Origin of the sequence: Bilophila wadsworthia ATCC 49260, assembly GCF_000701705.1 — a bacterium.
Classification (GTDB): domain Bacteria; phylum Desulfobacterota; class Desulfovibrionia; order Desulfovibrionales; family Desulfovibrionaceae; genus Bilophila; species Bilophila wadsworthia.
Map to the genome: position 1 here is coordinate 270,206 of NZ_JNJP01000001.1, position 21,908 is coordinate 292,113.

General features: G+C 61.0%; 19 protein-coding genes. 3 read left to right on the plus strand and 16 right to left on the minus strand.

The window, feature by feature from the left end:
- Window positions 1-16 precede the first annotated feature (16 nt).
- The 10 genes from T370_RS0101140 to aroC form a co-directional block, all read right to left on the minus strand.
- Complete coding sequence (locus tag T370_RS0101140; RefSeq protein ID WP_029434455.1) at window positions 17-1,006, minus strand: NAD(P)-dependent oxidoreductase; 990 nt, start codon at window positions 1,004-1,006, stop codon at window positions 17-19.
- A gap of 147 nt (window positions 1,007-1,153) precedes the next feature.
- On the minus strand, window positions 1,154-3,070 hold the full coding sequence (locus T370_RS0101145) for a TRAP transporter large permease subunit (protein WP_029434456.1): 1,917 nt from the start codon (window positions 3,068-3,070) through the stop codon (window positions 1,154-1,156).
- A gap of 66 nt (window positions 3,071-3,136) precedes the next feature.
- Entirely contained in the window at window positions 3,137-4,225 is a 1,089-nt protein-coding gene (locus T370_RS0101150; RefSeq protein WP_005026166.1) for a TRAP transporter substrate-binding protein, read from the minus strand.
- A 75-nt stretch (window positions 4,226-4,300) separates the two neighbouring features.
- Complete coding sequence (locus tag T370_RS0101155; protein ID WP_029434457.1) at window positions 4,301-5,461, minus strand: pyridoxal phosphate-dependent aminotransferase; 1,161 nt, start codon at window positions 5,459-5,461, stop codon at window positions 4,301-4,303.
- 4 nt (window positions 5,462-5,465) lie between these two features.
- Window positions 5,466-6,437: a hydroxyacid dehydrogenase gene (locus T370_RS0101160; protein ID WP_005026162.1), complete on the minus strand. Its 972-nt coding sequence runs from the start codon at window positions 6,435-6,437 to the stop codon at window positions 5,466-5,468.
- An 11-nt stretch (window positions 6,438-6,448) separates the two neighbouring features.
- On the minus strand, window positions 6,449-6,661 hold the full coding sequence (locus T370_RS0101165) for a 4Fe-4S dicluster domain-containing protein (protein WP_005026161.1): 213 nt from the start codon (window positions 6,659-6,661) through the stop codon (window positions 6,449-6,451).
- 28 nt (window positions 6,662-6,689) lie between these two features.
- Window positions 6,690-8,339 carry an FAD-binding protein gene (locus tag T370_RS0101170; protein ID WP_029434458.1) on the minus strand — a complete coding sequence of 550 codons (1,650 nt, stop codon included), beginning with the start codon at window positions 8,337-8,339 and terminating at the stop codon, window positions 6,690-6,692.
- A 693-nt stretch (window positions 8,340-9,032) separates the two neighbouring features.
- Entirely contained in the window at window positions 9,033-10,520 is a 1,488-nt protein-coding gene (locus T370_RS0101175; protein WP_248604184.1) for an NlpC/P60 family N-terminal domain-containing protein, read from the minus strand.
- Window positions 10,517-12,748 (minus strand): SF1B family DNA helicase RecD2, encoded by a 2,232-nt coding sequence (gene recD2 / locus T370_RS0101180; RefSeq protein WP_005026158.1) that lies wholly within the window; start codon window positions 12,746-12,748, stop codon window positions 10,517-10,519. The genes T370_RS0101175 and recD2 overlap by 4 nt, the downstream gene beginning before the upstream one ends.
- 3 nt (window positions 12,749-12,751) lie before the next feature.
- Complete coding sequence (gene aroC, locus T370_RS0101185; RefSeq protein ID WP_005026157.1) at window positions 12,752-13,834, minus strand: chorismate synthase; 1,083 nt, start codon at window positions 13,832-13,834, stop codon at window positions 12,752-12,754.
- Window positions 13,835-14,061: 227 nt separating this feature from the next.
- Here aroC and T370_RS0101190 point away from each other — a divergent pair, with 227 nt between their 5' ends.
- Window positions 14,062-15,342, plus strand: a complete 1,281-nt coding sequence (locus T370_RS0101190) for a homoserine dehydrogenase (RefSeq protein ID WP_029434460.1) — start codon at window positions 14,062-14,064, stop codon at window positions 15,340-15,342.
- Window positions 15,343-15,738: 396 nt separating this feature from the next.
- Here T370_RS0101190 and T370_RS0101200 read toward each other — a convergent pair whose 3' ends face one another.
- The gene (locus tag T370_RS0101200; RefSeq protein WP_009379242.1) at window positions 15,739-16,581 is read right to left on the minus strand and encodes a DMT family transporter; all 843 of its coding nucleotides are present in this window, start codon (window positions 16,579-16,581) and stop codon (window positions 15,739-15,741) included.
- A gap of 220 nt (window positions 16,582-16,801) precedes the next feature.
- Between T370_RS0101200 and T370_RS0101205 the strand changes: the two genes are divergently transcribed.
- Complete coding sequence (locus T370_RS0101205; RefSeq protein WP_009379244.1) at window positions 16,802-17,542, plus strand: alpha/beta fold hydrolase; 741 nt, start codon at window positions 16,802-16,804, stop codon at window positions 17,540-17,542.
- A 231-nt stretch (window positions 17,543-17,773) separates the two neighbouring features.
- Here the strand turns inward: T370_RS0101205 and rimM are convergent, their stop codons facing one another.
- The 5 genes from rimM to T370_RS0101230 form a co-directional block, all read right to left on the minus strand.
- A complete protein-coding gene (gene rimM / locus T370_RS0101210; RefSeq protein ID WP_211250445.1) occupies window positions 17,774-18,298 on the minus strand; it encodes a ribosome maturation factor RimM in 525 nt (174 codons plus the stop codon).
- Between the two features lie 21 nt (window positions 18,299-18,319).
- Window positions 18,320-18,550 (minus strand): KH domain-containing protein, encoded by a 231-nt coding sequence (locus T370_RS0101215; protein WP_005026147.1) that lies wholly within the window; start codon window positions 18,548-18,550, stop codon window positions 18,320-18,322.
- A 248-nt stretch (window positions 18,551-18,798) separates the two neighbouring features.
- The gene (gene rpsP / locus T370_RS0101220) at window positions 18,799-19,050 is read right to left on the minus strand and encodes a 30S ribosomal protein S16 (protein WP_005026145.1); all 252 of its coding nucleotides are present in this window, start codon (window positions 19,048-19,050) and stop codon (window positions 18,799-18,801) included.
- 151 nt (window positions 19,051-19,201) lie between these two features.
- Window positions 19,202-20,740: a signal recognition particle protein gene (gene ffh / locus T370_RS0101225; RefSeq protein WP_029434462.1), complete on the minus strand. Its 1,539-nt coding sequence runs from the start codon at window positions 20,738-20,740 to the stop codon at window positions 19,202-19,204.
- A 70-nt stretch (window positions 20,741-20,810) separates the two neighbouring features.
- Entirely contained in the window at window positions 20,811-21,212 is a 402-nt protein-coding gene (locus T370_RS0101230; protein ID WP_029434463.1) for a winged helix-turn-helix transcriptional regulator, read from the minus strand.
- A 112-nt stretch (window positions 21,213-21,324) separates the two neighbouring features.
- Here T370_RS0101230 and T370_RS0101235 point away from each other — a divergent pair, with 112 nt between their 5' ends.
- Window positions 21,325-21,843 carry a nitroreductase family protein gene (locus tag T370_RS0101235; RefSeq protein WP_005026139.1) on the plus strand — a complete coding sequence of 173 codons (519 nt, stop codon included), beginning with the start codon at window positions 21,325-21,327 and terminating at the stop codon, window positions 21,841-21,843.
- Window positions 21,844-21,908 lie beyond the last annotated feature (65 nt).

Below are 21,908 nucleotides of genomic sequence, written 5' to 3' on the forward strand. Positions count from 1 at the left end.
CGTCAGCCGCGCAAAGCTAATCGGAATAGTCGGCCAACACGCCGTTCACCACGAAACGGGGCGGCTGGCCATGAACGAGCACACGCTCCAAGTTTTCAAGCGCCTGAGAGAGCATCCGTCCGAACGCGGCGCGGGTTACGCCCGCGAGATGCGGCGTCAGCAGGACGCGTTCGGCGGGAATGGACAAGAAAGGATTTTCGGCGCGCCCGTCGTCCGCAAAGCAGTCGAGCGCCGCGCCGCGTATCCGCCCTTCCGCGAGGATACGGGCGAGATCCGCTTCCACCACCACACCGCTCCGGGCCGCGTTGATCAACAGGGCATGGGGCTTCATGGACGAAAGCAGGTTGTAATCCACAAGGTTGCGGGTACTGCCGTTGAGCGGGCAATGCAGGGAAACCACGTCGCACTCGGCGAACAGCTCCGCCACATCCATACGCTCGACCCCGTTTTCAGCCGCGAACTCTTCAGGCCAGAAGGCGTCGCAAGCGGCCACGGAACACCCAAAAGCCTTGGCGAGCGGGACGACCGCGCGCCCGATATTGCCGAGCCCGAACAGCCCGATCCGGCATCCGCGCAGCTCAAGGCCGCCCTGCTCCAGAAGTTCGGCACGCGAAGCCGCATAGCGTCCGCGGCGGATTTCCCCATCGGCCCATGCGAGGCCGCGCTGGAGGTTCACAATGGCGGCCATCACGTATTCCGCGACCGAGGACGCGTTCATGCTCGGCGAATTCGATACCGGAATACCGAGCTCCGCCGCCGTGAGGTGGTCAACGGAATCAAAGCCCGCGCCCGTGGTCTGGATGAAGCGGATGGACGGCATCCGTTCGAGGCAGAAGGCGTCCACATACGGCTGGGACGGCGGGAGCAGAAGCGCCTGCGCGCTCTCTGCCGCCGCGATCAGGACGTGGCTGCCGTTGGGAGGCAAAAAATGCAGAGAAAGGGTTTCCGGAAGGGTCATACCGGATTCCGTAAACCGGGAACGGGGGAGCAGGCTGAGGACCTTCATGGCGTTCTCCTTTTCGCCTCTTGAACGGCAACGTCTTTCGCGCTTCGCGACGACACGCTTTTTGTTTCGCTTCCGGGGAAAGCGCCGCAACGCCTCCCCGAAAGCATCCGGGGACGGAACCCCGCCATGCGGGGATCCCTTTTTCACTTACCGCATCATGGCGGGCAGCCACGTGCTCAGCGGCTCAAAGGCGATGCAGAAGCCGAGGCACAGGAAGAACGCAAGGACGAAGGGTATCGAGGAGCGGTACACCAGCGAGAGCGGAACATCCGCCAGTTCCTTGGCGACGAACAGGCTGACGCCAAAGGGCGGGGTCATGCCGGCCATGGTCACGAGGATATTGATGATGACGCCGAACCAAATCAGGTTCCAGCCGAACAGCGCGGCGAGCGGCAGGAAGATGGGCACACAGATGAGCATCAGCGGGATGGCCGGGATAAAACAGCCGAGCAGGCTCATGCACACGATGATGGCGAACATGACGGCCATGGGCGGCATGTTCATGGAGGCGATGACGCCGGCGAGGATCATGGGGATCTTGCTCATGGTCATGAAGTAGCTGAACACGCCCGCGCCGCCGAGGACTGTAAAGGCCATGCTGATCGTCTTGCCGGTATCGTTGAGGCCGCTGGTGACGATGGACCAGCTCAGGCGGCCCATGACGAGGGCGAGGAACACGGTCGTGAACGCGCCGATGCCGCCGCCTTCCGTGGCCGTGAACATGCCGGCGTAGATGCCCCCGATGACCACGATGAAGATGATAATGATGGGCAGGCCGGTCTTGAGCGAAACGAGCCGTTCATGCATGGGCACGCGGGGCAAGGCGGGGGCCAGCTCGGGATTGCGCCAGACCATGATCATGATGACGACGATGAAACAGGCCATGCACACGAGGCCGGGGAACACGCCGGCGATGAACAGGTCGGCGATGCTCTGTTCCGCAAGGACGCCGTAGATGATGAAATTCGAGCTCGGCGGGATGAGGCTGCCGATGCCGCCGGAACAGGCGAGCGTGCCGATGGCCAGCTTGTCGTCATAGCCGTGCCGCCGCATTTCGGGCAGGGCGATGGTCATCATGGCGATACAGCCGACCAAGGCGTCGCCCACCACCGCGCCGAGGGCGGTACAGGCGCACACGCTGGCTATGGCGAGGCCGCCGCGGAAATGGCCGCACCAGTTGCGGGCCGTGCGGTACAGGTCTTCGCCGAACCGGCTGTAGAAACAGAGGAAGCCCATCAGCAGAAAGAACATCAGGGGCGCCCACGTGTAACTGCTGCACGTGGAGAACCATGCCGTCCCGAACAGGTTCAGAGCCGCCGTCAGGCCGCGCAGGCTGGCGATGAAGACGAGCGAGGTCCCCATGAGCGCGAAGGCCACGGGCATCCCCAAGAAAAACATGGTAAACATATACACCATGCCGATGACGCCCTGCGCGGGCGCGCTGATGCCGGGCAGACGCTCGACCGCCACCCAAACCGACAGAGCCACGCCGAGCAGGCCGATGCCGAGCATCAAAAAAGCCGACCCCATCCCGCCGCCCCGGATAATGGCGGCAAGCTGATCCAAAAGATGGCTGAGCATGGCAAGGAACAACAGGACGCATCCGAACACGGCGAACCAGATGAACGGCTTGTAGGACATGTTCCATACCGAGGTGGTGTCGGTGGTGGTCATGGCGTACTTGCCCATGCAGGTTATGCAGAAAAAGACGACCGCAAGGCTCCAGACCGTGGTGATGGCCCCAAGCCGGTTCTTATTGAGTTCGCTCAGCTTGCCGGTCACGATGTCCATGCTGACGTGCCCGCGCCTCCAATAGGTATAGGCCACGGAGGAAAACAGCACCACGGACATGAGCATTTCGGTGATTTCGATGCTGCCGCTGATCGGCGCTCCGATAACATAGCGCAGAAGCACATCCGCGAAGGTCAGGATGACCAGACCCATAAAGATATACATGCCGACAGCGCTTATCCTCTGGCAAAACGGTTCCGTGCGCCGTATCAGGGCAGATAGCGATTCCAGCTGGGCGGCCAACGGGGGCGTTTCAATGGCGTTGCTGCTCATAAGTTCAGACCTTGATTGGGGAGGTTGGGCGGCGGGGACCCCCCGCCGCCGTTCGGAACCGATGGCTTACTGCTGCTTGACGTAACGGTAGGCTTCAGACTGACGCCACGGCGTGAAATACTTGGCTTCCAACTGGTGGAAGGTCTTCTCCAGTTCGGCGCCCCGATAGCCGGCCTTGTCGAGCGACTTGAACCACGCCTGCGCCGGGACGGCGGCCAGCTTGTCGGCGCGGGCATAATCCTCGTCGGACAGGACATGGACGGTGCCGCCCATTTCCTTGATCCACTTGTCGAGGCTGCCGTACACGTTTTCAGCCCAGAACTTTTCCAAAAGATTGGGGCCGTAATTCTGGGACATATCGTCGACGATGGCCTTGAGGTCGTCGGGCAGGCTGTCGTAGCGTTCCTGATTCATGACCACGTAAAAGGCGGTTCCGGTGATGTTCAACAGCGTGACGTGCTTGACTTCCTCACCGTAGCGCCGGGAAATCAGCGGATCGAAATCCATGACGATACCGTCGATGATGCCGCCCTGCATGGCCTGATACAGATCGGACATGTTCATGCCGACCACGGAAGCGCCGAGGGCCTGCATGGTTTCAAAGCGCAGGCCGCCGCCTTCAAAGCCGAGCTTCTTGCCCTTGATGTCGTCGAGCTTCAGGATGGGCGCGGACTTGGTCATGACACAGTCGCCCACGGGGTAGGCGTGGATGAACATGAGCTTGACGCCCTTGATTTCCTTCTTCAGGACTTCGGGATGGGCCTTATAGAAATCGCTCAGCATCTCATAGGCATTGCCGAGAGCCATGCTGGGGTTGGCGGCGGAAAAAATCTGAGAATGGAAGGGGAACGCGCCGGGGTTGGAGCTGAAAGGCGCTTCGGCCAAGTCCGCTATGCCGGTGCGGACGGAGTCCATGGCGTCGGAACGCTTGCCAAGGGCGTTGGCGAAATAGGGTTCAATCTTGATGCGCCCGTTGCTGCGCTTTTCGAGCTCGTCGCACCAAGGCTTGATGGCATTGACCCACCGCTGATGGATAGGCGGCATCCCAAGGTTGAAAGTCAGCACGATGGGTTCTTCGGCGGCACTCTTCTGCGCGAACAGAGCGGGAAGGCACAGCGCCGCGGCCAACGTCAATGTCAATAATGTCCTCTTCATGGCGTCTCCAGTCGGGTTATACAGTTCCTGTCCTTGGAGCAGAGCCGGAGGGGCCGCCCCTCCGGCCCATTCACACTACAGTGAGGCGACCATCTTCCGGATGCGGTCGACACCTTCCAGACAATCGTCCAGCCCGGTGGCGCAGGAAAGACGGGTGTTGCACCCCGCGTACGGCCCGTATTCGGAACCGGGCACGCAGGCCACATAGTATTCGTCGAGAAGCTTCGCACAGAACTGCACGGGGTCCAGCCCTGTCTTCTCGTGGTTCAGGTAGATGTAGAACGCGCCCTTGGGAGCCGCGAAGGACACGTTGGGTATGGTGGACAGGGCTTCCATCATGGCCTTGCGCCGGATGTCGAACTGCTGGCGCATTTCCTCAACGCAATCCTGCGGGCCGGTCATGGCTTCCACGGCGCCCCACTGGGCGAAGCTGTTGACGGAGAGCACGAAGCTCTGCTGCAACAGGGCCATGCCGCGGATGACTTCGGCGGGGCCGGCAAGGTAGCCGATGCGCCAGCCGGTCATGGAATAGGTCTTGGAGAAGGAGCCGAGGATGACGGTACGGTCTCGCATACCCGGTTCGGACGCGATGGAACGGTGTTCGAGGCCGTCATACAGCAAGCGGTCATAGGCTTCGTCGGAAACCACCAGCAAGTTGTTGGCCTTGGCGAAATCGGCGATCTGGCCGAGCTCTTCCTTGGAAAGAACCGCGCCGGTGGGGTTGTGCGGGCTGTTGATGAACAGCATCTTGGTGCGTTCGCCCGCTTCCGCGCCGCCCCAGCCGAAATCGGGGGCCTTGAGCGCATAGGCACGAACCTGCGCGTCGGCGATGGCGGCACAGTTGTAATACAGGCCATAACCGGGAGACGGCAGCAGCACTTCGTCGCCGGGCTCAAGCACGGCCTTCATGGTCAGGAGGATGGCCTGCTGCCCGCCGCAGGTGATCATGACCTCGGTCTTCGGGTCATAGCTGACGCCGGTCTGCCGCTTGATGTGCTCGGCGACGGCTTCGCGCAAGGGCAGGATGCCCATGTTTGGGGTGTAGTGCACGTATCCCTTGTCCAGCGCGGCCTTGGCGGCTTCCTTGATGTGGGCGGGCGTATCGAAGTCGGGGCGGCCGATACTGAAAATGACCACCTTCTTGCCTTCACGCCGGTAGGCTTCAGCCTTCTGGGTGGCGGCATGGATGCTGGAACTGGGGATTTGGCGCGTCATGGCGTTCAAAAAGGATGGCATGACTTTACTCCGCGGTAACGAGGTTGTCGGGCGTGGCGCCGTCCACGTATTGGAACAACTGGTCAACGGACATGCGGGACATGGCGTTGAGCGCATCCGTAGTGAAGGCCCCGGCGTGCGGGGACAGAATCACGTTGTCCAGCGAGAACAGCGGGGAAGCGGTGAGCGGCTCCTGCGAATAGGCGTCGATGATCGCGCCGGAGATGACCTTGCCGCGCAGGGCTTCGTACAGGGCGTCCTCGTCCACGATGCCGCCGCGGGCCATATTGACGAGCAGCGCGGAGGGCTTCATGAGCGCCAGTTCCGCCTTGCCGATGAACCCGGCGGTGGTTTCGTCGAGGGGGCAATGCACGCACACGATGTCCGACTCGGCGAGCAGCTCGTTCAGTTCCCGGCGCTCGATGCCGTACTTGGCGGCAAGGGCTTCGGGCCAGCAGGGATCGGTCCCGAGGAGGCGGGCTTCGAACCCGGCCATCCGGGAAGCCACGCGGCTCCCGATGTTGCCGAGGCCGATGATGCCCACGGTCTTGCCGCAGATTTCACCGCCCATGGTCCGGGCCTTTTCCCACTGCCCGGTCCGCACGGCGTTGTCGCACTGCGGCACGTTGCGCAGGTAGCCGAGCAGCAACGCGAAGGTATGTTCCGCCACGGCCACGCTGTTCGCGCCGGGCGTATTGCAAAGCAGGATGCCGCGCCGGAGCACGGATGGGATGTCGATCATGTCCAGCCCGGTGCCGAGCTTGGCGATCAGCTTGAGGTTGGGGAGCTTTTCCAGCAGCTCGTCGGTGATGGTCAGGCTGTTGCCGGTGACGGCGATGTCGGCGGTGGCCAGCGCTTCAACGAAGCCGGGCGTGTTCACGCGCTTCCCGCGCCAGTCCAGCACTTCCAGGCGTTCGTCATCAAGCAGGCGGCGCATCTCGGCGTCGGAGAACTTGGCGAACGGCGGGGCTTCCACAAAAACGGTATGCTTGCTCATGTCCGCTCCGCCTAAACGAGGGTGTATAAGGGGAATTCAAAGGAAACGGCCTGATGGGGGCAGCTGATGCGGCAGTTGCCGCAATGCCAGCACTCACGCTTGTATGCTTCGATGACGTGAGGCGTTTCGTCGTGTTCCTTATCCAGTTCCAGAATGTAGCCGGGGCAATCCTTCACGCAGCGGCCACACTTGACGCATTTCTTGGAATCAAAAACCGGAGGCATGTCGTTTCTCCTTGTGAAAGATGCGGGATCACTCCGTCCAGCCGAACTGGAACGCGCCGTCCTTGCGGGTGAGCACCAGCCCCTTGGCGAGTTCGGGGTCCTTTTCGGGATAATCGGAGAGCTGGTACATGCCCCGCCCGCTTTCCTTGCGCTGGAGACAGGCTTCCAGATGGGCCCGGCACAGTTCGAGCAGGTCGAACGCCTCGTGCAGGCGCATCAGCTCGTGGTTGTTGGTGGCTACAACGCGATCCGTGTAGCTCTCCACAAGGGCGAGCTTTTCGAGAGCGAGACGCATACAGGCCATGTTCCGGCGGTACTTGGCGTAGTAGTCCATGATCTGACGGATGGGATCTTCAAAGTCGTTGTACTTCAGAAGGTTGGTTCCCTTGCGCTCCCAAGGGGCGAGGATTCGGTCGTGTTCGGCCTGCGCTTCCGCGTCGTCGATGACGCCCATCTCGGTGGACGCCGCATCGTTCGCGGCATGGAACGCCGCCACGTAGCCGCAGCACATCGCGCCGGAGAAACTCGTAAAGTTGCTGCCCGCGAACAGGCCCTTCACCGTGGTTTCCAAGCGATCGTCGGCGAGGAGCATCCCGGAAACCGTCATTTCGGAAACTTCCACTTCCAACGGAGCCTTCTTGAACTCGATGCCGCGGGCCGCGCAGTAATCAAGGTAGGTTTCCTTGTCCGCGGGCATGAGCACGTACTGGAGGTGATGCACGTCCTCGTCGCTGAAGTGGGTCATATCCATATAGAACGGCGGACCGTTGCCCTCGACCTGTTCCTGCCACGTGCCCATGACCTGATTGCGGCGCTTGCCGTTTTCGCCCATCGGGTCATACTTGAACATGAACCGTTCGCCGAGCGCGTTGATTTCCTTGCCGCCCATGTTGTTGATGCCGTTCATGCCGGGCGCGCCCCAACCCTTGGGGATGAGCGTCGCGCGACCGCTGATGTCGATATTGACCAGCGACGCACCGATCTGCATGGGCAGGACGAAATAGCTGCCGGTGTTGTACGGCATATGCCAGCAGTTGTAGGGGTTGCCGGTGGAGTTGTTGGTCAGGCGCTGGGGGTGCCAGCCGAGGGAACAGATGGCGGTTTTGCATTCGATGGCGTACACTTCGCGGGTCAGGACGTTGAAGCCCATGCACCCCATGATGTGCCCGCCGCGCTCGAACAGGCGGGTGATGTGGAAGTCGTCGAGGATGTTGACGCCGGACTTGCGCACGCGGCGGGCCAGATGCCGCTTGATGGTCGTGCCGTTGGTGATGTGCAGCCACCACGCGCCGGGCTGGCCGAAGCCGACGGAACGATACCGCTTGCCGTCCTTGATCAGGAATTCCGTATCGACTTCCTCAAGGATTTTCACGCAAGGCTTGATGGCGTCGAACCACTGGTTGAGCTGGGCTTCGCGGTAGCCGAAAGCGGACTTCATGAAGAAGCCGACAAAGGCTTCGCGGGTGTCGTTGGGTTCGTCGGTGCCGAGCGCCGCCATGAAATGGTCGTTGCCGCCGCCGAGGCAGCCGGAGCTTTCCAGCCGCCCCTGCCCCACCATGAGCACGTCGGCCTTAAGTTCCGCCGCGCGCAGGGCTGCACCGACACCTGAAGCGCCGGTTCCGAGGATGAGCACGTCGGTCTTGATGCGCTTTCCCCAAGCTGTTTCTGTAACAAGCATGGTTTCTCCTTGGCTTCACTGAATAAAAAGGAAAGAAAAGGCCACTTATGCAACCGGAGTATCCGGTGTTTTCCTATTTCTTGTTCAGCAAAGGACATGCCAACGCATTATATTCGACTAGAGCTGATATTCTAATATGTTAGAGGAGAACACTCCACACAAAACGTCAATAAACAGAAAAATACATGATTCTATCAGAATATTTTCTGAATACAGAAATATTTCTGAAAAAATCCACCATCCGATAACCAAACACCATGCTCAAATGGCCTGATCTCCCGCCACAAGCACGCTGAAGCCGCAAAAAAGATTCCATTCGGGCAAAGCGAATCTTTCTCTCTTGCGAAAAAACACCCAAACAAAAAGGGGAGCACGGCCAATCAATCGCCTGAACGAAAGGGAATCCGGCAATCCCGCTGCCCCTCCGCCTCTTCTGCCCACTGAAGGCCCCTTCCCCACCCCCACCGCACAATGCTGTGCGCGCACAACAACGTACGGGCACAAATAAAAAAGCCGCCTCCCAAACGGGAAACGGCTTTTTCTCGCCCTCAACAGACGTTCTTGAAACAATGTGCCCTGCCCCAAAGCAAGAAATCAAGTCACAGAAGAAACCACGTTACGCTCTCAAGAAACGCCTTACGGAAGAATGACCGCGAAAGGGCACCCCTTCCGGGGCCTTCTCCCCCGCATTCCTCAATCATACCGTAGAACGCTCATCCCCTGCAGCCGGGAAAGAATCAGATTCTCGCGGCGGACGTTGGGAAGTTCAGCTCCGGGCTGGAGGGAGGTGACGACGGCCCGCCCGATAATGTGCCGGCCTTCGCCGTTCCCGTCATTGGTACGAACTCCCCAGACGTTGTGGAACATAACGGGCTCGCCCTTGTACTCCCCTATATATAAGGTAATGTGCCCGCGCAGCCAGAGCAGCGTGGCGAACGGAACCCCTTCGTCCTTGATGATGCTTTCCTTACCCGAGGGGGACGCCTTCACGAAGCTGATGAACTGCCATGCCTTGGCCTGCGCCGATGAGTTGCGTGGCAGCCACACCCCAAAAGGGACGAAAAGATCCCTCATCGCCAGCGAGCAGTCCCGATTGAACAGGTATCCGCCCCAGCCGTAGGGCTGCCCCATCATGCGGTTGCCGATCTCGGCCGCCGCCCTTGCCGTCAGGGGAATGGGCTTGCGCACCGCATCGGAGGGAGACACCCGCACGGGTACGGCCACGGCACGGCCCTGCGGATCACGCACAGGGACCAGCAGCCTCAGCGAGGATCCCGATCCGCCGGACAGAGGCAACATGGTCCCGAGGCTCCCCGTGGTAACATAACGCCCCAGCTCATCCACCAGCGGGACGTCGTCACGGACGATGACCGCATACGTCCCGTTCTCGTAGCGCGAGCGGAACGGCGCGTCCGTCACAGCCGTATCCTCCGTGGGAACCCAGCCGGATACGAGCCCCGTCTCCACGAACACCCATGCGCCATCGGCGGAGGTATGCACGACAAGCAGCGGCATCCCCACCGGAAGCGTGGAGTACATGAACATATCGAAGGGATACCCTTCCCCGGCCTCGGCAGGGTTCCCGAACCGGGGCTTATGGGTGGGCGCTTCGCGCAGCACCGTGGGCCGCACGGTAATCGCCTTGTCGAACCGGGACGGGTACACATCCCGAGCGGCGTTCGCCGTCAGCTTGTCCCAATTCTCCTGCGTCCACGGCAACAGGTTTTCCGCCCATCCCCGCGCCTTGCTCCGCTTCTTCTGGCCGCCGAAAATGGCGAACGCCTCGGAGGCGGAAACGGAGGAGCGTACAGCCTCCCACGGGCCAAAGAACAGGCTGTTGAACCGGGCGTCCTGCCGGGCCTGCTCCGCAGCCGACATGAGGGGCTTGTCCGGATTGCCCTGCCGGGCATAGACCAGCAAATCCTGCGGCAACCGCCGCAAATCCGCAATGCTCCCTTTCGGGCCTTCAAAGCTGCCGGACTCGGCCGGAGGCAGGCTCCCGCCCTTGCGTCCGCCGCCGCAGCCGCCGAGCGCAAGGGCGCAGCACAGCAATACGCCGAGAGCAATCAGACGGAGGCTTCTCCCTTTCACCATTTGGGGGACAGAGACAACGCCCCGCCCCCCGAGCCTTTCATACGGCGGCACACCCCAAAAGCCCTTGCGGGCACCAGAAACCATCATGTGCGTTCACCCTCAGTTTGCGGACCGGCGGCCTCCGGGGCCGCCCCCAAACGTCGGGCCAGCCACGTATACCGCTTCTGCATCCGGTTGTTTTTAACGGCCATCGCCAAAGCGCGGGGCTCTCCCACCAGTACGACGAGACGCTTGCCCCGCGTCACCCCCGTATAGATGAGATTCCGCTGCAGCAGCATATAGTGCTGCGTCATCAACGGAATGACGACGGCAGGATATTCCGAACCCTGTGATTTGTGAATGGAAATCGCGTAGGCCGCCACTATTTCGTCGAGTTCTTCCCAATCGTACCCGACATAACGGTCATCATACCGGACAACAAGGCATTTTTCCTGTACGTCCACACTGGAAACCCGCCCGATATCGCCGTTGTACACATCTTTCTCATAGTTGTTGCGGATCTGCATGACCTTGTCGCCGAGCCGGTAGAGCCGCTCTCCGCGCTGCAGGGCCTCCCCTTCGGGATTGAGCGCCTGCTGAAGCCGCAGGTTGAGGTTCGCCGCGCCCACGGTGCCCTTGTGCATGGGCGAAAGCACCTGGATTTCATCGAAAGGATCAAGCTGGAAACGGCGGGGGATGTGGTTCTTGACCAAATCCACGATGATGTCCGCCGCGCGATCGGGATCGTCCTGCCGCATGAAATAGAAATCGGAAAGACGATCCTTTGAGGATTCGAGGCGTGGCAGCTCGCCCCGGTTGATCAGGTGGGCGTTGCACACGATTTCGCTTTCCGCCGCCTGCCGGAACACCTCCACCAGCTCGACCACGGGCATGGCCCCGGAAGCGATGAGATCCCCGAGCACATTGCCCGGCCCCACGGACGGGAGCTGATGCACGTCGCCCACGAACACGATGGTCGCGCCGAGCGGAGCCGCCTTGAGCAGGTGATAAGCCAGCATGGTGTCCATCATGGACGCCTCGTCCACCACAAGCAGCCCGCAGGCCAGAGGGTTATCCTCGTTGCGGGCGAACCCGTCGTCCTTGGGCGTGTATTCGAGCAGGCGATGGATCGTGCGGGCTTCCCGGCCGATGGCCTCGGACATGCGCTTCGCCGCCCGGCCCGTGGGCGCGGCCAGCAAAATCTTGGCCTTGTTTTCCGCGAAAACCTGAATGATCGCGTTCAGGATGGTGGTCTTGCCCGTACCGGGGCCGCCGGTCAGGACCATGACCTTGGACGTCGCCGACGTGCGCACGGCCTCAAGCTGTTCCTCGGCCAGCGTAATGCCGAGCCGGGACACGACTTTCTCCACCACTTCGTCGGCCTTGGGGAACCGCACCGACTTCGGCGAGGCGAGGATGCGCCGCAGGTAATAGGCAATCTTCGATTCGTAATGATGGAACCGGGTCAGGTACACGCCGATCTCGTCGTCGAGTTCCTCCAGCACCACACGTTCCTCACGGGCGAGGCAGTCCACGGCCTCCTCGACGAACTCTTCCGCGATGCCGAGCTGGGAGCAGGTCTGTTCCACCAAGGCCCGGCGGGGATAATAGACGTGCCCGTCGTCGATCTGCTTCATCAGCGTGTACAGCGTGCCCGCCTGAATCCGCAAAGGGTGCTCGCTTTCAAAGCCGAGCTTGGCCGCCAGCGCATCCGCCGTCAGGAAGCCGATGCCCCTGATGTCCATCGCCAGCCGGTAGGGGTTCTCCTGCACGATGGACAGCGCCTGCGGGCCGTAATGCTTATAGATACGGACGGCGAAGGAAGCGCCTATATCGTGCGGCTGGAGGAACTGCACCAGATTGCGCACGCCCTGATGCTCGGTCCAGCACTCGACGATGGTCACCAGCTTCTTCTGGGTGATGCCGGAAATTTCCAGCAGACGCTGCGGCTCCTCATCGAAAATCCTGAGCGTGTCTTCGCCGAACGCCTTGACGATGCGCGCCGCGATGCTCTTGCCGATGCCCTTGATCAGCCCGGAGGCCAGATACAGCTTGATGCCCTCGGCGGTGGCGGGGAGCAGGCTTTCAAAGGAATCCATCTGCACCTGCCTGCCGAAGCGGGCGTTGTTCACCCACCGGCCCTTGATGCGCAGGGACGCGCCCGCCTGCGGGCTGCCCATATGCCCGACCACGGTGACGAGATCCACCTCGTCCTTGCCTTCCGGCCTGACCCGGAACACCGTGTAGCCGTTTTCCTCATTATGGAAGACCACACGCTCCAGCGTGCCCTGCAATTCCACCGTATCATTGAGGGATGAAAGAGAAAGCTGCGTCATGCCCTACCCCATCCGCCGCTGCAGCAGCAGAGCGTCGGCCACGGTCAAGGCGGCCATCGCCTCAAGCACGGGATTGACGCGCGGAATGGCGCAGATGTCGTGCCGTCCGCCCACACGCAAGGATACGGGGCTGCCTTCGGCGTTCACGCTTTGCTGTTCCTTGGCGATGGAGGGGATGGGTTTGATCGCCACGGTCATCACCAGCGGCTGGCCGGTCGAAATGCCGCCGAGGATACCGCCGCAATGGTTGGTCGCGGGATTGCCCGGCGTCGATCCGGCCCCGGCCGGACGGTAGGCGTCGTTATTGAAGCTCCCCCGGCTGCGGGCCGCGGCGAAACCGTCGCCGATCTCCACGCCCTTGACCGCCCCTACGCTCATGAGCGCCTGCGCCAGCACGGCATCCAGCTTATCGAACACGGGTTCGCCCAGACCGGAGGGCACGCCGAGCACCTCCACCCGGACGATGCCGCCGAGCGTGTCGCCCTCGCCGCGTACGGTACGGACCAACGCCTCCCACGGCTCCACGGCGGCCTCACACGGAGCGCAGTACGGACGGGACGCCGCGCCCGCCATGTCTTCCGGCGTAAAAGCCGGGGCGGGCATACCGCCGATTTCCAACGTGCAGGAACGCACCGAAATCCCCTGCGCCGCGAGCAGCGCGCGGGCAATGGCCCCGCCGGCCACACGGGCGGCGGTTTCGCGGGCCGAGGAACGCCCCCCGCCCCGGAAGTCGCGCACGCCGTACTTGGCGTCATAGGTCATATCCGCGTGCCCCGGACGCCAGACCGCCGCCAGCGGCCCGTAATCGCCGGAGCGCTGGTTGGTGTTCTCGATTTGGAAGCCGATGGGCGTTCCAGTGGTCGCGCCTTCAAAAACGCCGGACAGCAACCGGACAGCGTCCGGCTCCTTGCGCGTGGTCCCGGCCGTGCCGCCGCCGGGACGCCGCCGGTCGAGCTCCTTCTGGAGCAGTTCCTCCGAGAGGGCGATGCCCGCCGGGCAACCGTCCACCACGCCGCCGAGCGCCGGGCCGTGGGATTCCCCGTAGGTGGTCAGACGAAAAAGACGTCCGAAAGTATTTCCGCTCATGAATGCTCTTTCCTCCGTGTGACTCCCGCCATCAAAACACGATTCGTTTTCGGCGTCCAGAGACGAACCCCCAGGCGGAGCATGACTTTTTTCGCTTCCGCCTCCGCCGCCGCGCGCTTCCCTCCCTTTACAGACGGCGCCGTTCCCTACTATAGATACAAATTCACGCTACGGACAGGTACTTCCGTCCCTTCCGCGAAGACTTCAGCCCAAAAGGACATCTGTTGATGAATACGACCCTGAATATCGGACTGGCCGGACTCGGAACCGTCGGCGGCGGCCTTGTGCGCCTGCTGTCCGAAAACGCCGAAGAAATCCGGGCCCGCTCCGGCTGCGACTTTAATCTGAAGGCTGTCGCCGTCCGCAATCCGAACCGTAAACGCGATCTTCCGGAGGGCGTGCGCCTGACGACCGATCCCATGACCCTTGCCGACGATCCCGACATTGACGTGGTCATCGAGCTGATGGGCGGCATCGACACGGCCAAGGAGCTCATCACGCGCAGCCTCGCAAAGGGCAAACAGGTCGTCACCGCCAACAAGGCCCTGCTCGCGGAAGAAGGCGAAAGCCTGTTCCGGCTGGCCGACGAAAAGGGCGCCACCCTGCTCTATGAAGCCAGCGTGGCGGGCGGCATCCCCATCGTCCAGACGCTGAAGGAAAGCCTTACCGGGAACCATATCACTTCGCTCGAAGGCATTTTGAACGGCACCGGCAACTATATCCTTTCGGAAATGACCAGCAAGGGCGTCAACTTCGCCCCTGCCCTCGCCGAAGCGCAGGAAAAGGGCTACGCCGAGGCCGATCCCACGCTGGACATCGACGGGTTCGACACCGCGCACAAGCTCGTGCTGCTTATCCGCCTTGCATGGGGCGTGGACTATCCCTATACGAAAATGCCCATCGAAGGCATCCGCAACCTCGACAAGATGGACATCGACTTTGCCCGCGAGTTCGGCTACCGCATCAAGCTCCTCGGCCGCGCCCGGATGCGTGACGGCAAGCTCGAAGCGGGCGTCTTCCCGACGCTGGTGAACCACACCTATCTCCTTGCCCGCGTGGGCGGCGCGTACAACGCCGTGCGCGTGGAAGGCAATGCGGTCGGCTCCCTCTTCCTGCACGGACTCGGCGCGGGCAGCCTGCCCACGGCCAGCGCGGTGCTCGGGGACCTTATTTCCATCGCCCGCCAGAACAACAAGCTGAACTCCGGCTTCGTCAAGCAGGTGCTCCCGCAAGCCGACATCCTGCCCCCGGAAGAAGCCTGCAGCACCTATTACATGCGCTTCATGGTCAAGGACGATCCCGGTGTCCTGCGCGACCTTTCCGGCGCGCTCTCCGATCAGGGCGTCAGCATCGCGCAGGCGATCCAGAAGGGACAGAGCGAAGCGGGCGTGCCCCTCGTCTTCATGACCCACGAAGCCCCGGTTTCCGCCATCCGCAAGGCCGTCGAAACCATGCGCAAGAGCGATTTCCTCCTTGCCCCGGCTATTTGTTATCGGGTCATGGGGTAAATGAAGCTATTGGGTTTGGGGAGGGGAACCTTTCTGGAGAAAGGTTCCCCTCCCCCTCCCTAACCCCCACCCCCTCCTCATCCCAAGACTTTCGACTTTATCGAATCCCTCATGGCGATTGTATCCGGCTTGAAAATTGTTGCCCATCAGAGAAAAAGAAGAGTATCCGTATGCGGATGCTCTTCTTTTAAGAACCTCTTTAAAAAATTGAAGGAAAAGGATGGGTGGGCATAGAATTATGCTCATAAAAACAGACAGCCCCATATCGGGAATGCCCTTTCAAGAAGCGAGCCTACGGAACTTCCGCCGCGCGGCCTTCCACCAGTCGATCTTTTTGAGGATGGGGGGCCGGAGGAGTTTTTTGTAAAAAACGCCCCCGGTCTTCTTTCCTCAGCCCTATCCTCTTCGAAATGCCGTCGCAAAGAAAATGCCGCCAAGGATGGCCGCGGAACTAAGGGCAACGCGCAGCGTAATGGGTTCGTTGACGAACAGCACGCCGCCGATGGCGGTGATCACGGGAACGCTCAACTGGACGACAGCCGCAACAGTGACCGTGAACCGGACCACAACCATGTACCAAATCACATAGCCGCTAGCGGAAGCCAGCGCGCCGGCCGCCAGTGCGTACCACATGCCGGGATTATCGAAACTCACCTGCGAAGGCAGGCAAAGCATCATGAGCAGGGTGAAGGGAACGGCCTTCATGAAGTTTCCGGCGGTCGATGCGGCGGGATCGCTCACGCCTTTGCCGCACAGGCAATAAACGCCCCATGCCGCACCGGATATAAAAATGATCAGGGAGCTGAAAAACGGCGGAGCGGTCAATCCCGGCAACAGCAGGAAGACAAGGCCGACCAGCGCAATGCCGATGCCGATGCCCTGTTGCCTGCTCGGGCGCTCGCCGGAGAAGAATCCGAAACCGATCATCGTGGTCTGCACGGCCACAGCGATGATCAGCGTTCCCACGGCGGTGGGCAGCTCGACATAGGCCCACGAAAAACACGCCATATAGCTAAACAAGGACAGCGCGCCGGGCCATGTCCCGGACTTGAACACGTTCTTGTGGCGCACGGCCATGATCAGCCACAGCATCAGCGCGCCGGAAATGAGACGGACCGCCGTATAGGTCACGGGCTCCATTTTGTACTCAAGCAGCGCCAAACGGCACAGCACTGAATTGCCGGCGAAAAGCGTCATGGAAAGCAACGTCAACAACGCCGTACACATCGTACTATTCATGAAACCCCACCTTACAAGAAAACGCGGCCGGAAAGAGGCCGAAAAAAGGAACGCGCCGCAAAAAATCCGCGCATAAGCGCGGCTCAACGAACATAGCATCAGCCCAGCGAGATGACAATATACCGCCCCTCCGCGCTTCTCAGGGAAAACCAGTTGACCGGAGCTCCGTTCTTGGTACATCTTCTCAAAGGCGAAACGAACTTCTACAGGCAGGTCAGCAATGGATACCACGGAAACGCTTTTGGGACGGAAACCGGCTTTTGTTCTCGTGCCCGGATCATGGTGCGGGGCATGGTGCTGGAAGCCGGTGGCGGACAGGCTCCGCAATGCCGGGCATACGGTTTTCCCCATGAGCCTCACCGGGCTTGCCGAGCGCTCCCATCTCCTTTCCGACCGGATCACGCTGGAAACCCACGTCATGGATGTGGTCAACCTGATCAAGTACAATGACCTGCGAGACGTTGTGCTTGTGGGGCACAGCTACGCGGGGATTGTCCTGACGGCGGTCGCCGAGCGCATCCCGCAATGCCTCCGCCATATCGTCTATCTCGACGCAATGGTCCCCAAACCCGGCGAATGCGCAATGGATCTGATCCCGAACGACGAAGCCGAGCAGCGTGTCCTCCGGGCGCGCCATGACGGCGGGATCAGCATTCCCGCCCCGACTCCGGGACATTTCGCCACCGAGGCCATGCGGGAATGGTTCAGAGACCACATGACCCCGCAGCCCATCAAGCCCTATTTCGATCGCATCGACGTCCGTGTCCCCCAGGGCAACGGCGTTCCCGTAACCTATGTTTCCTGCACGCCCGTGAAGCTTCACCCCATCGCCCTTTCTGTGGAGCGTGCCCGCAGGCTCCCCCTCTGGCGCGTCGTCGAAATCGCCTCCGGCCACAACGTCCATCTCCACCGCCCCGATGATGTCGCGGAAATCCTTATGGAGTGCGCCGAAAGAGCATGATGCCCCCATTCTGGCGGCTGAAAAACTCTTTCGTGGAACACCTACCCGTATCAAACCGGAGCCGTTTCTTTCCCTTGAAAACAGAAAAGGCCGCCCTTCCGGACGGCCTTTTGGTGTCGTTAGATCACCGACGTACTGAAGCGGTATGCCCACGGCCCCAAAATCCCCTTAGAGGAAATGACCAGCTCTCAACGGCGAGATGAGAGCGTACGGTAAGCGGCGGTGAAGGCGCTACATATAGAGTTCGAGCAACCCTTCAGGCGGGGTGATGCGGATGATCTCGGTATCGAGATCGATGTCCGCGACAAATTCGGGCACGGCGGGAAGCAGGATTTCCTTGCCTCCCGGCGTGAGGATAGACCAAAGTTCCTGCTCTCCGTGGAAAAGGACGTGATCCAGCACGCCGAGCTTTTGCCCCGTCGCGTCAAGCACCACGGAAAGCCCGAGCATATCGTGCAGATACACCTCGTCCTCATCAAGTTCGGGCAACGCGGATTCGGGAATGAGAAGCGTCTGCCCGCGCAGGAATTCGGCGGCCGTGCGATCGGGGGCCTCGACAAACCGGATCAGCGGCATCCCCTGATGCATACGGACGGTGTCGATCTCCATCTTTCTGGGAGGCTTGTTCCCGGCCTGAAGATACACCACATCCCCGCGCAGGAGCTCCAACGAGTCGGCATAGTAATTGACGCGGATTTCGCCACGGATGCCGTGGGGACGGGCGAGCGTGCCTATTTCGACCAGATCGGCCGGGATGTTGCGCTGTTCCGCCACGAACTACTCCACGATTTCCAGCATGACGCGACGATGGGCCTTGGAAGAGGCCGCGCCGAGCAGCGTACGGAGCGCACGGGCGGTCCGGCCCTGCTTGCCGATCACCTTGCCGAGATCTTCCTTGGCGACGCGCAACTCAAGGACGGCGCCCTGTTCCCCTTCCACCTCGACGACCTGCACGTCTTCAGGCTTGTCCACAAGCCCTTTGGCGACAAATTCCACAAAATCTTTCATAGCGTACCTGTCCTGTTCGGTGAGGGAAAACAGCTCTCAGCTGCAGAGGCTTTCGGGAAAACATGTGTTCTCCAAGCGTGCCGCCGGAATTTTTGACGCGGAGCCTCTCCACCCATCAGCAAATGCGGAGTAGAGAAAAGAAGGGCGCCTACCGTTCTCTTCACAGCAACATAAAAAAAGACAAACGACCCGAGCCGACCCGCAGAGGCCGACCGGGTCGCTGAAAAGCTAGACAACCGAAAGGCGAACTAGGCGTCGGCCTTCTTGGCATACTGCTTCATGAGCGAGCGCACGGTGTCGCTCATCTCGGCGCCGAGGTCCATCCACTTCTGCACCTTGTCGGTGTCGATCTTGATGTCGGCGGGGCTGACCTGCGGGTTGTAGTAGCCGAGGAATTCCAGCGGGCGACCGTCACGGCGGCTGGCGGTGTTGGTGGCCACGATGCGGAAGAAGGAACGCTTCTTGTTGCCCATGCGGGTAAGTCTCAGTTTAACGGACATTGGAACACTCCTATTGGTATCGTATAAAGTTGTTGCTCAAGGACAAGGGGAATGCCTTGCGACCTGCACGACTGGGCCGGAAACTCGCCACCAGCCTTTCGGCCGGGGAATAACCGACCGGGTGCCGACGCGGCCCGCAAACGGAAGAGGATCAACGCTTTTTCTTGCGCTTCTGCCGTTCCGTCTTTTTCTTTTTCGTGGCGGATTTACCGCTGCCCGGAGCTCCGGGCAAACCGGGCATCCCGCCCATGCCGGGGAGTCCGCCCATACCGGGCAACCCACCCATCCCGGAAAGGCCGCCCATGCCGGGGAGCCCTCCCATACCGGGCATACCGCCCATTCCCCCCATCCCTTTGGGCAACGGAGGCATCTTCGGCCTGCCGCCCTTGGCTTTGGGGTTCATCACCTGCTGCATCATCTGACGCATCTGGGTAAACTGGCGCAGGACCTGATTGACCTGTGCCACGGTCGTGCCGGACCCGGCGGCGATGCGCTGCCGGCGGCTGCCGTTGATGAGATCCGGATTCCGGCGCTCTTTCATGGTCATGGAATTGATGACGGCTTCAGTGCGCGCCATCTCCTGTTCCGGGGCCTTCAGATCGCCGAGCTTGGAGGTCAGACCGCCAAGTCCGGGAATAAGCTTGAGGATATTTTCCAGCGACCCGATCTTTTTCATGCGGCGCATCTGGGTACGGAAATCCTCAAAATCGAACGTGGCCTTTTGCAGCTTCTTGGCCATGGCTTCGGCTTCTTCCGCCTCGAAAGAGCTTTGCGCCTTTTCGATGAGCGTGAGCATATCGCCCATGCCAAGAATACGCCCCGCCACGCGCTCGGGGTGGAACACCTCGAGATCGGAAAGCTTTTCACCGACGCCGACATACTTGACCGAAGCGCCCGTCACCGACTTGATGGACAGGGCCGCGCCGCCGCGGGCATCGCCGTCCATCTTGGTCAGGACCACACCGGTCAGGGCCAGATCCTTGTTGAAGGCTTCGGCCACGGTCACGGCATCCTGACCGGTCATGGCGTCGGCCACGAACAAAATTTCCTGCGGCTGTACGGCGGACTTGATGTCCACCAGCTCCTGCATGAGCGGGGCGTCGATGTGCAAGCGGCCCGCCGTATCGAGGATGACCACGGTGCACTGCTTCTCTTTGGCGTCTTCGAGCGCGGCGCGGACAATGTCCACGGGCTTCATATCCGCCGAAGAAGCAAAGCAGGGGATGTCGAGCTGCCGGGCGAGCGTGCGGAGCTGATCGATGGCGGCGGGACGGTACACGTCCACGGGAACGAGATAAGGCCGCATTTTCTGCTTGCGCAGGAGATTGGCGAGCTTGCCCGCCGATGTGGTCTTACCGGAACCCTGAAGGCCCACCATCATGATGACGCCGGGCTGCGCGCCGCGCAGGTTCAGTTCGGTTGTTTCGCCGCCGAGCAGGGTAACGAGTTCGTCATGCACAGCTTTGACGAGCTGCTGCGTGGGGGTCAGGCTTTTTTCGACTTCCTGGCCGAGCACGCGCTCACGCACACGCTCCACTAACTCCTTGACGACCTTGAAGTTGACGTCGGCTTCCAACAGGGCAAGACGCACCTCGCGCAGGCCATCGCGGATATTTTCCTCGGTGAGCTGCGCCCGGCCGCTCAGGGAGCGGAACGCGCTGGACAACCTGTCAGATAAACTTTCGAACATGAACTTCTCCGTGATGCAGGAACTTCACAATTTGTAAGCCCCAGAGCGTTACCCATCTTTATCCCAAAAGTCAAGCTTCCGCGAAAGATTCCGCCGCGCCGGGCAAATCCTTTCCGTCCCTAGAGGGCGGCAGCGGGGCAAGCGTAATGCCCTTCTCCACGGCGTATTTTCCCGACCATGCGCACAAGCCCCGCAGCACCGGGGCGAGCTCCATCCCCCTCTCCGTCAACGAATATTCCACATGGGGCGGGATGACCGGATAAACCGTCCGGGTAAGCAGCCCGGCAGCCTCCAGTTCACGGAGCTGGAGGGTCAGCATCTTCTGGGTGATGTCCCCCAACTTGCGCTTGATTTCGCTGAACCGCTTGGTTCCGCTCAGCAGGTGCCACAGAAGAACGAGCTTCCATTTGCCGCCCACCAGTTCCATCGCCAGTTCCAACGAGCAGTTGTATTGCGGTTTGATCTGCTTCATGCCGCAAGCCGTCCCCTTAGTATCTTTTTAGGAACTATAGGATAAAAATGTGCGTACTTGCAAGAATGAATCGTACCTCTATAGTACAGGTAAACAACTTTGGAGGTTTGCCATGAACGATTTCCTTTCGCTTGCCCAAAAAAGATATGCCGTCCGCTCGTATCTCCCCAAACCTGTTGAGGCAGAAAAGCTTGAGCGCATCCTTGAGGCGGGGCGCGTAGCTCCAACGGCGAAAAATACCCAGCCGTTCAGGTTCCTCGTCGTGCAGCACCCTGAAAGGCTGAAAAAACTTTCCGCCTGCACCAACGTGAAAGGCTACCCGCTGGCGATCATCGTCTGCAGTGTTGCTTCCGAAGTCTGGGTGCGTCCCTTTGACGGCAAGAGCAAGCCCGACACCGACGCGGCGATAGCGGCGACACACATGCTTTTGGAAGCGACGGATCTGGGCTTGGGCAGCTGCTGGCTCATGCATTTCGATCCCGCGCCCATACGCGAGCAATTCCGCATCCCCGAAGGGACAGAGCCTGAATACATCCTCGCCATCGGTTACCCGGCGGAAGATTCGCACCCCTCCGAGCGGCACACCAAGCGCAAGCCGCTGGAGGATCTTGTTGTTGAGGAATCTTTCTAGGAAAAGATTGGAGGGGGAGAGGCCCCTTTCTGGAGAAAGGGGCCTCTCCCCCTCCAAACCTTTCC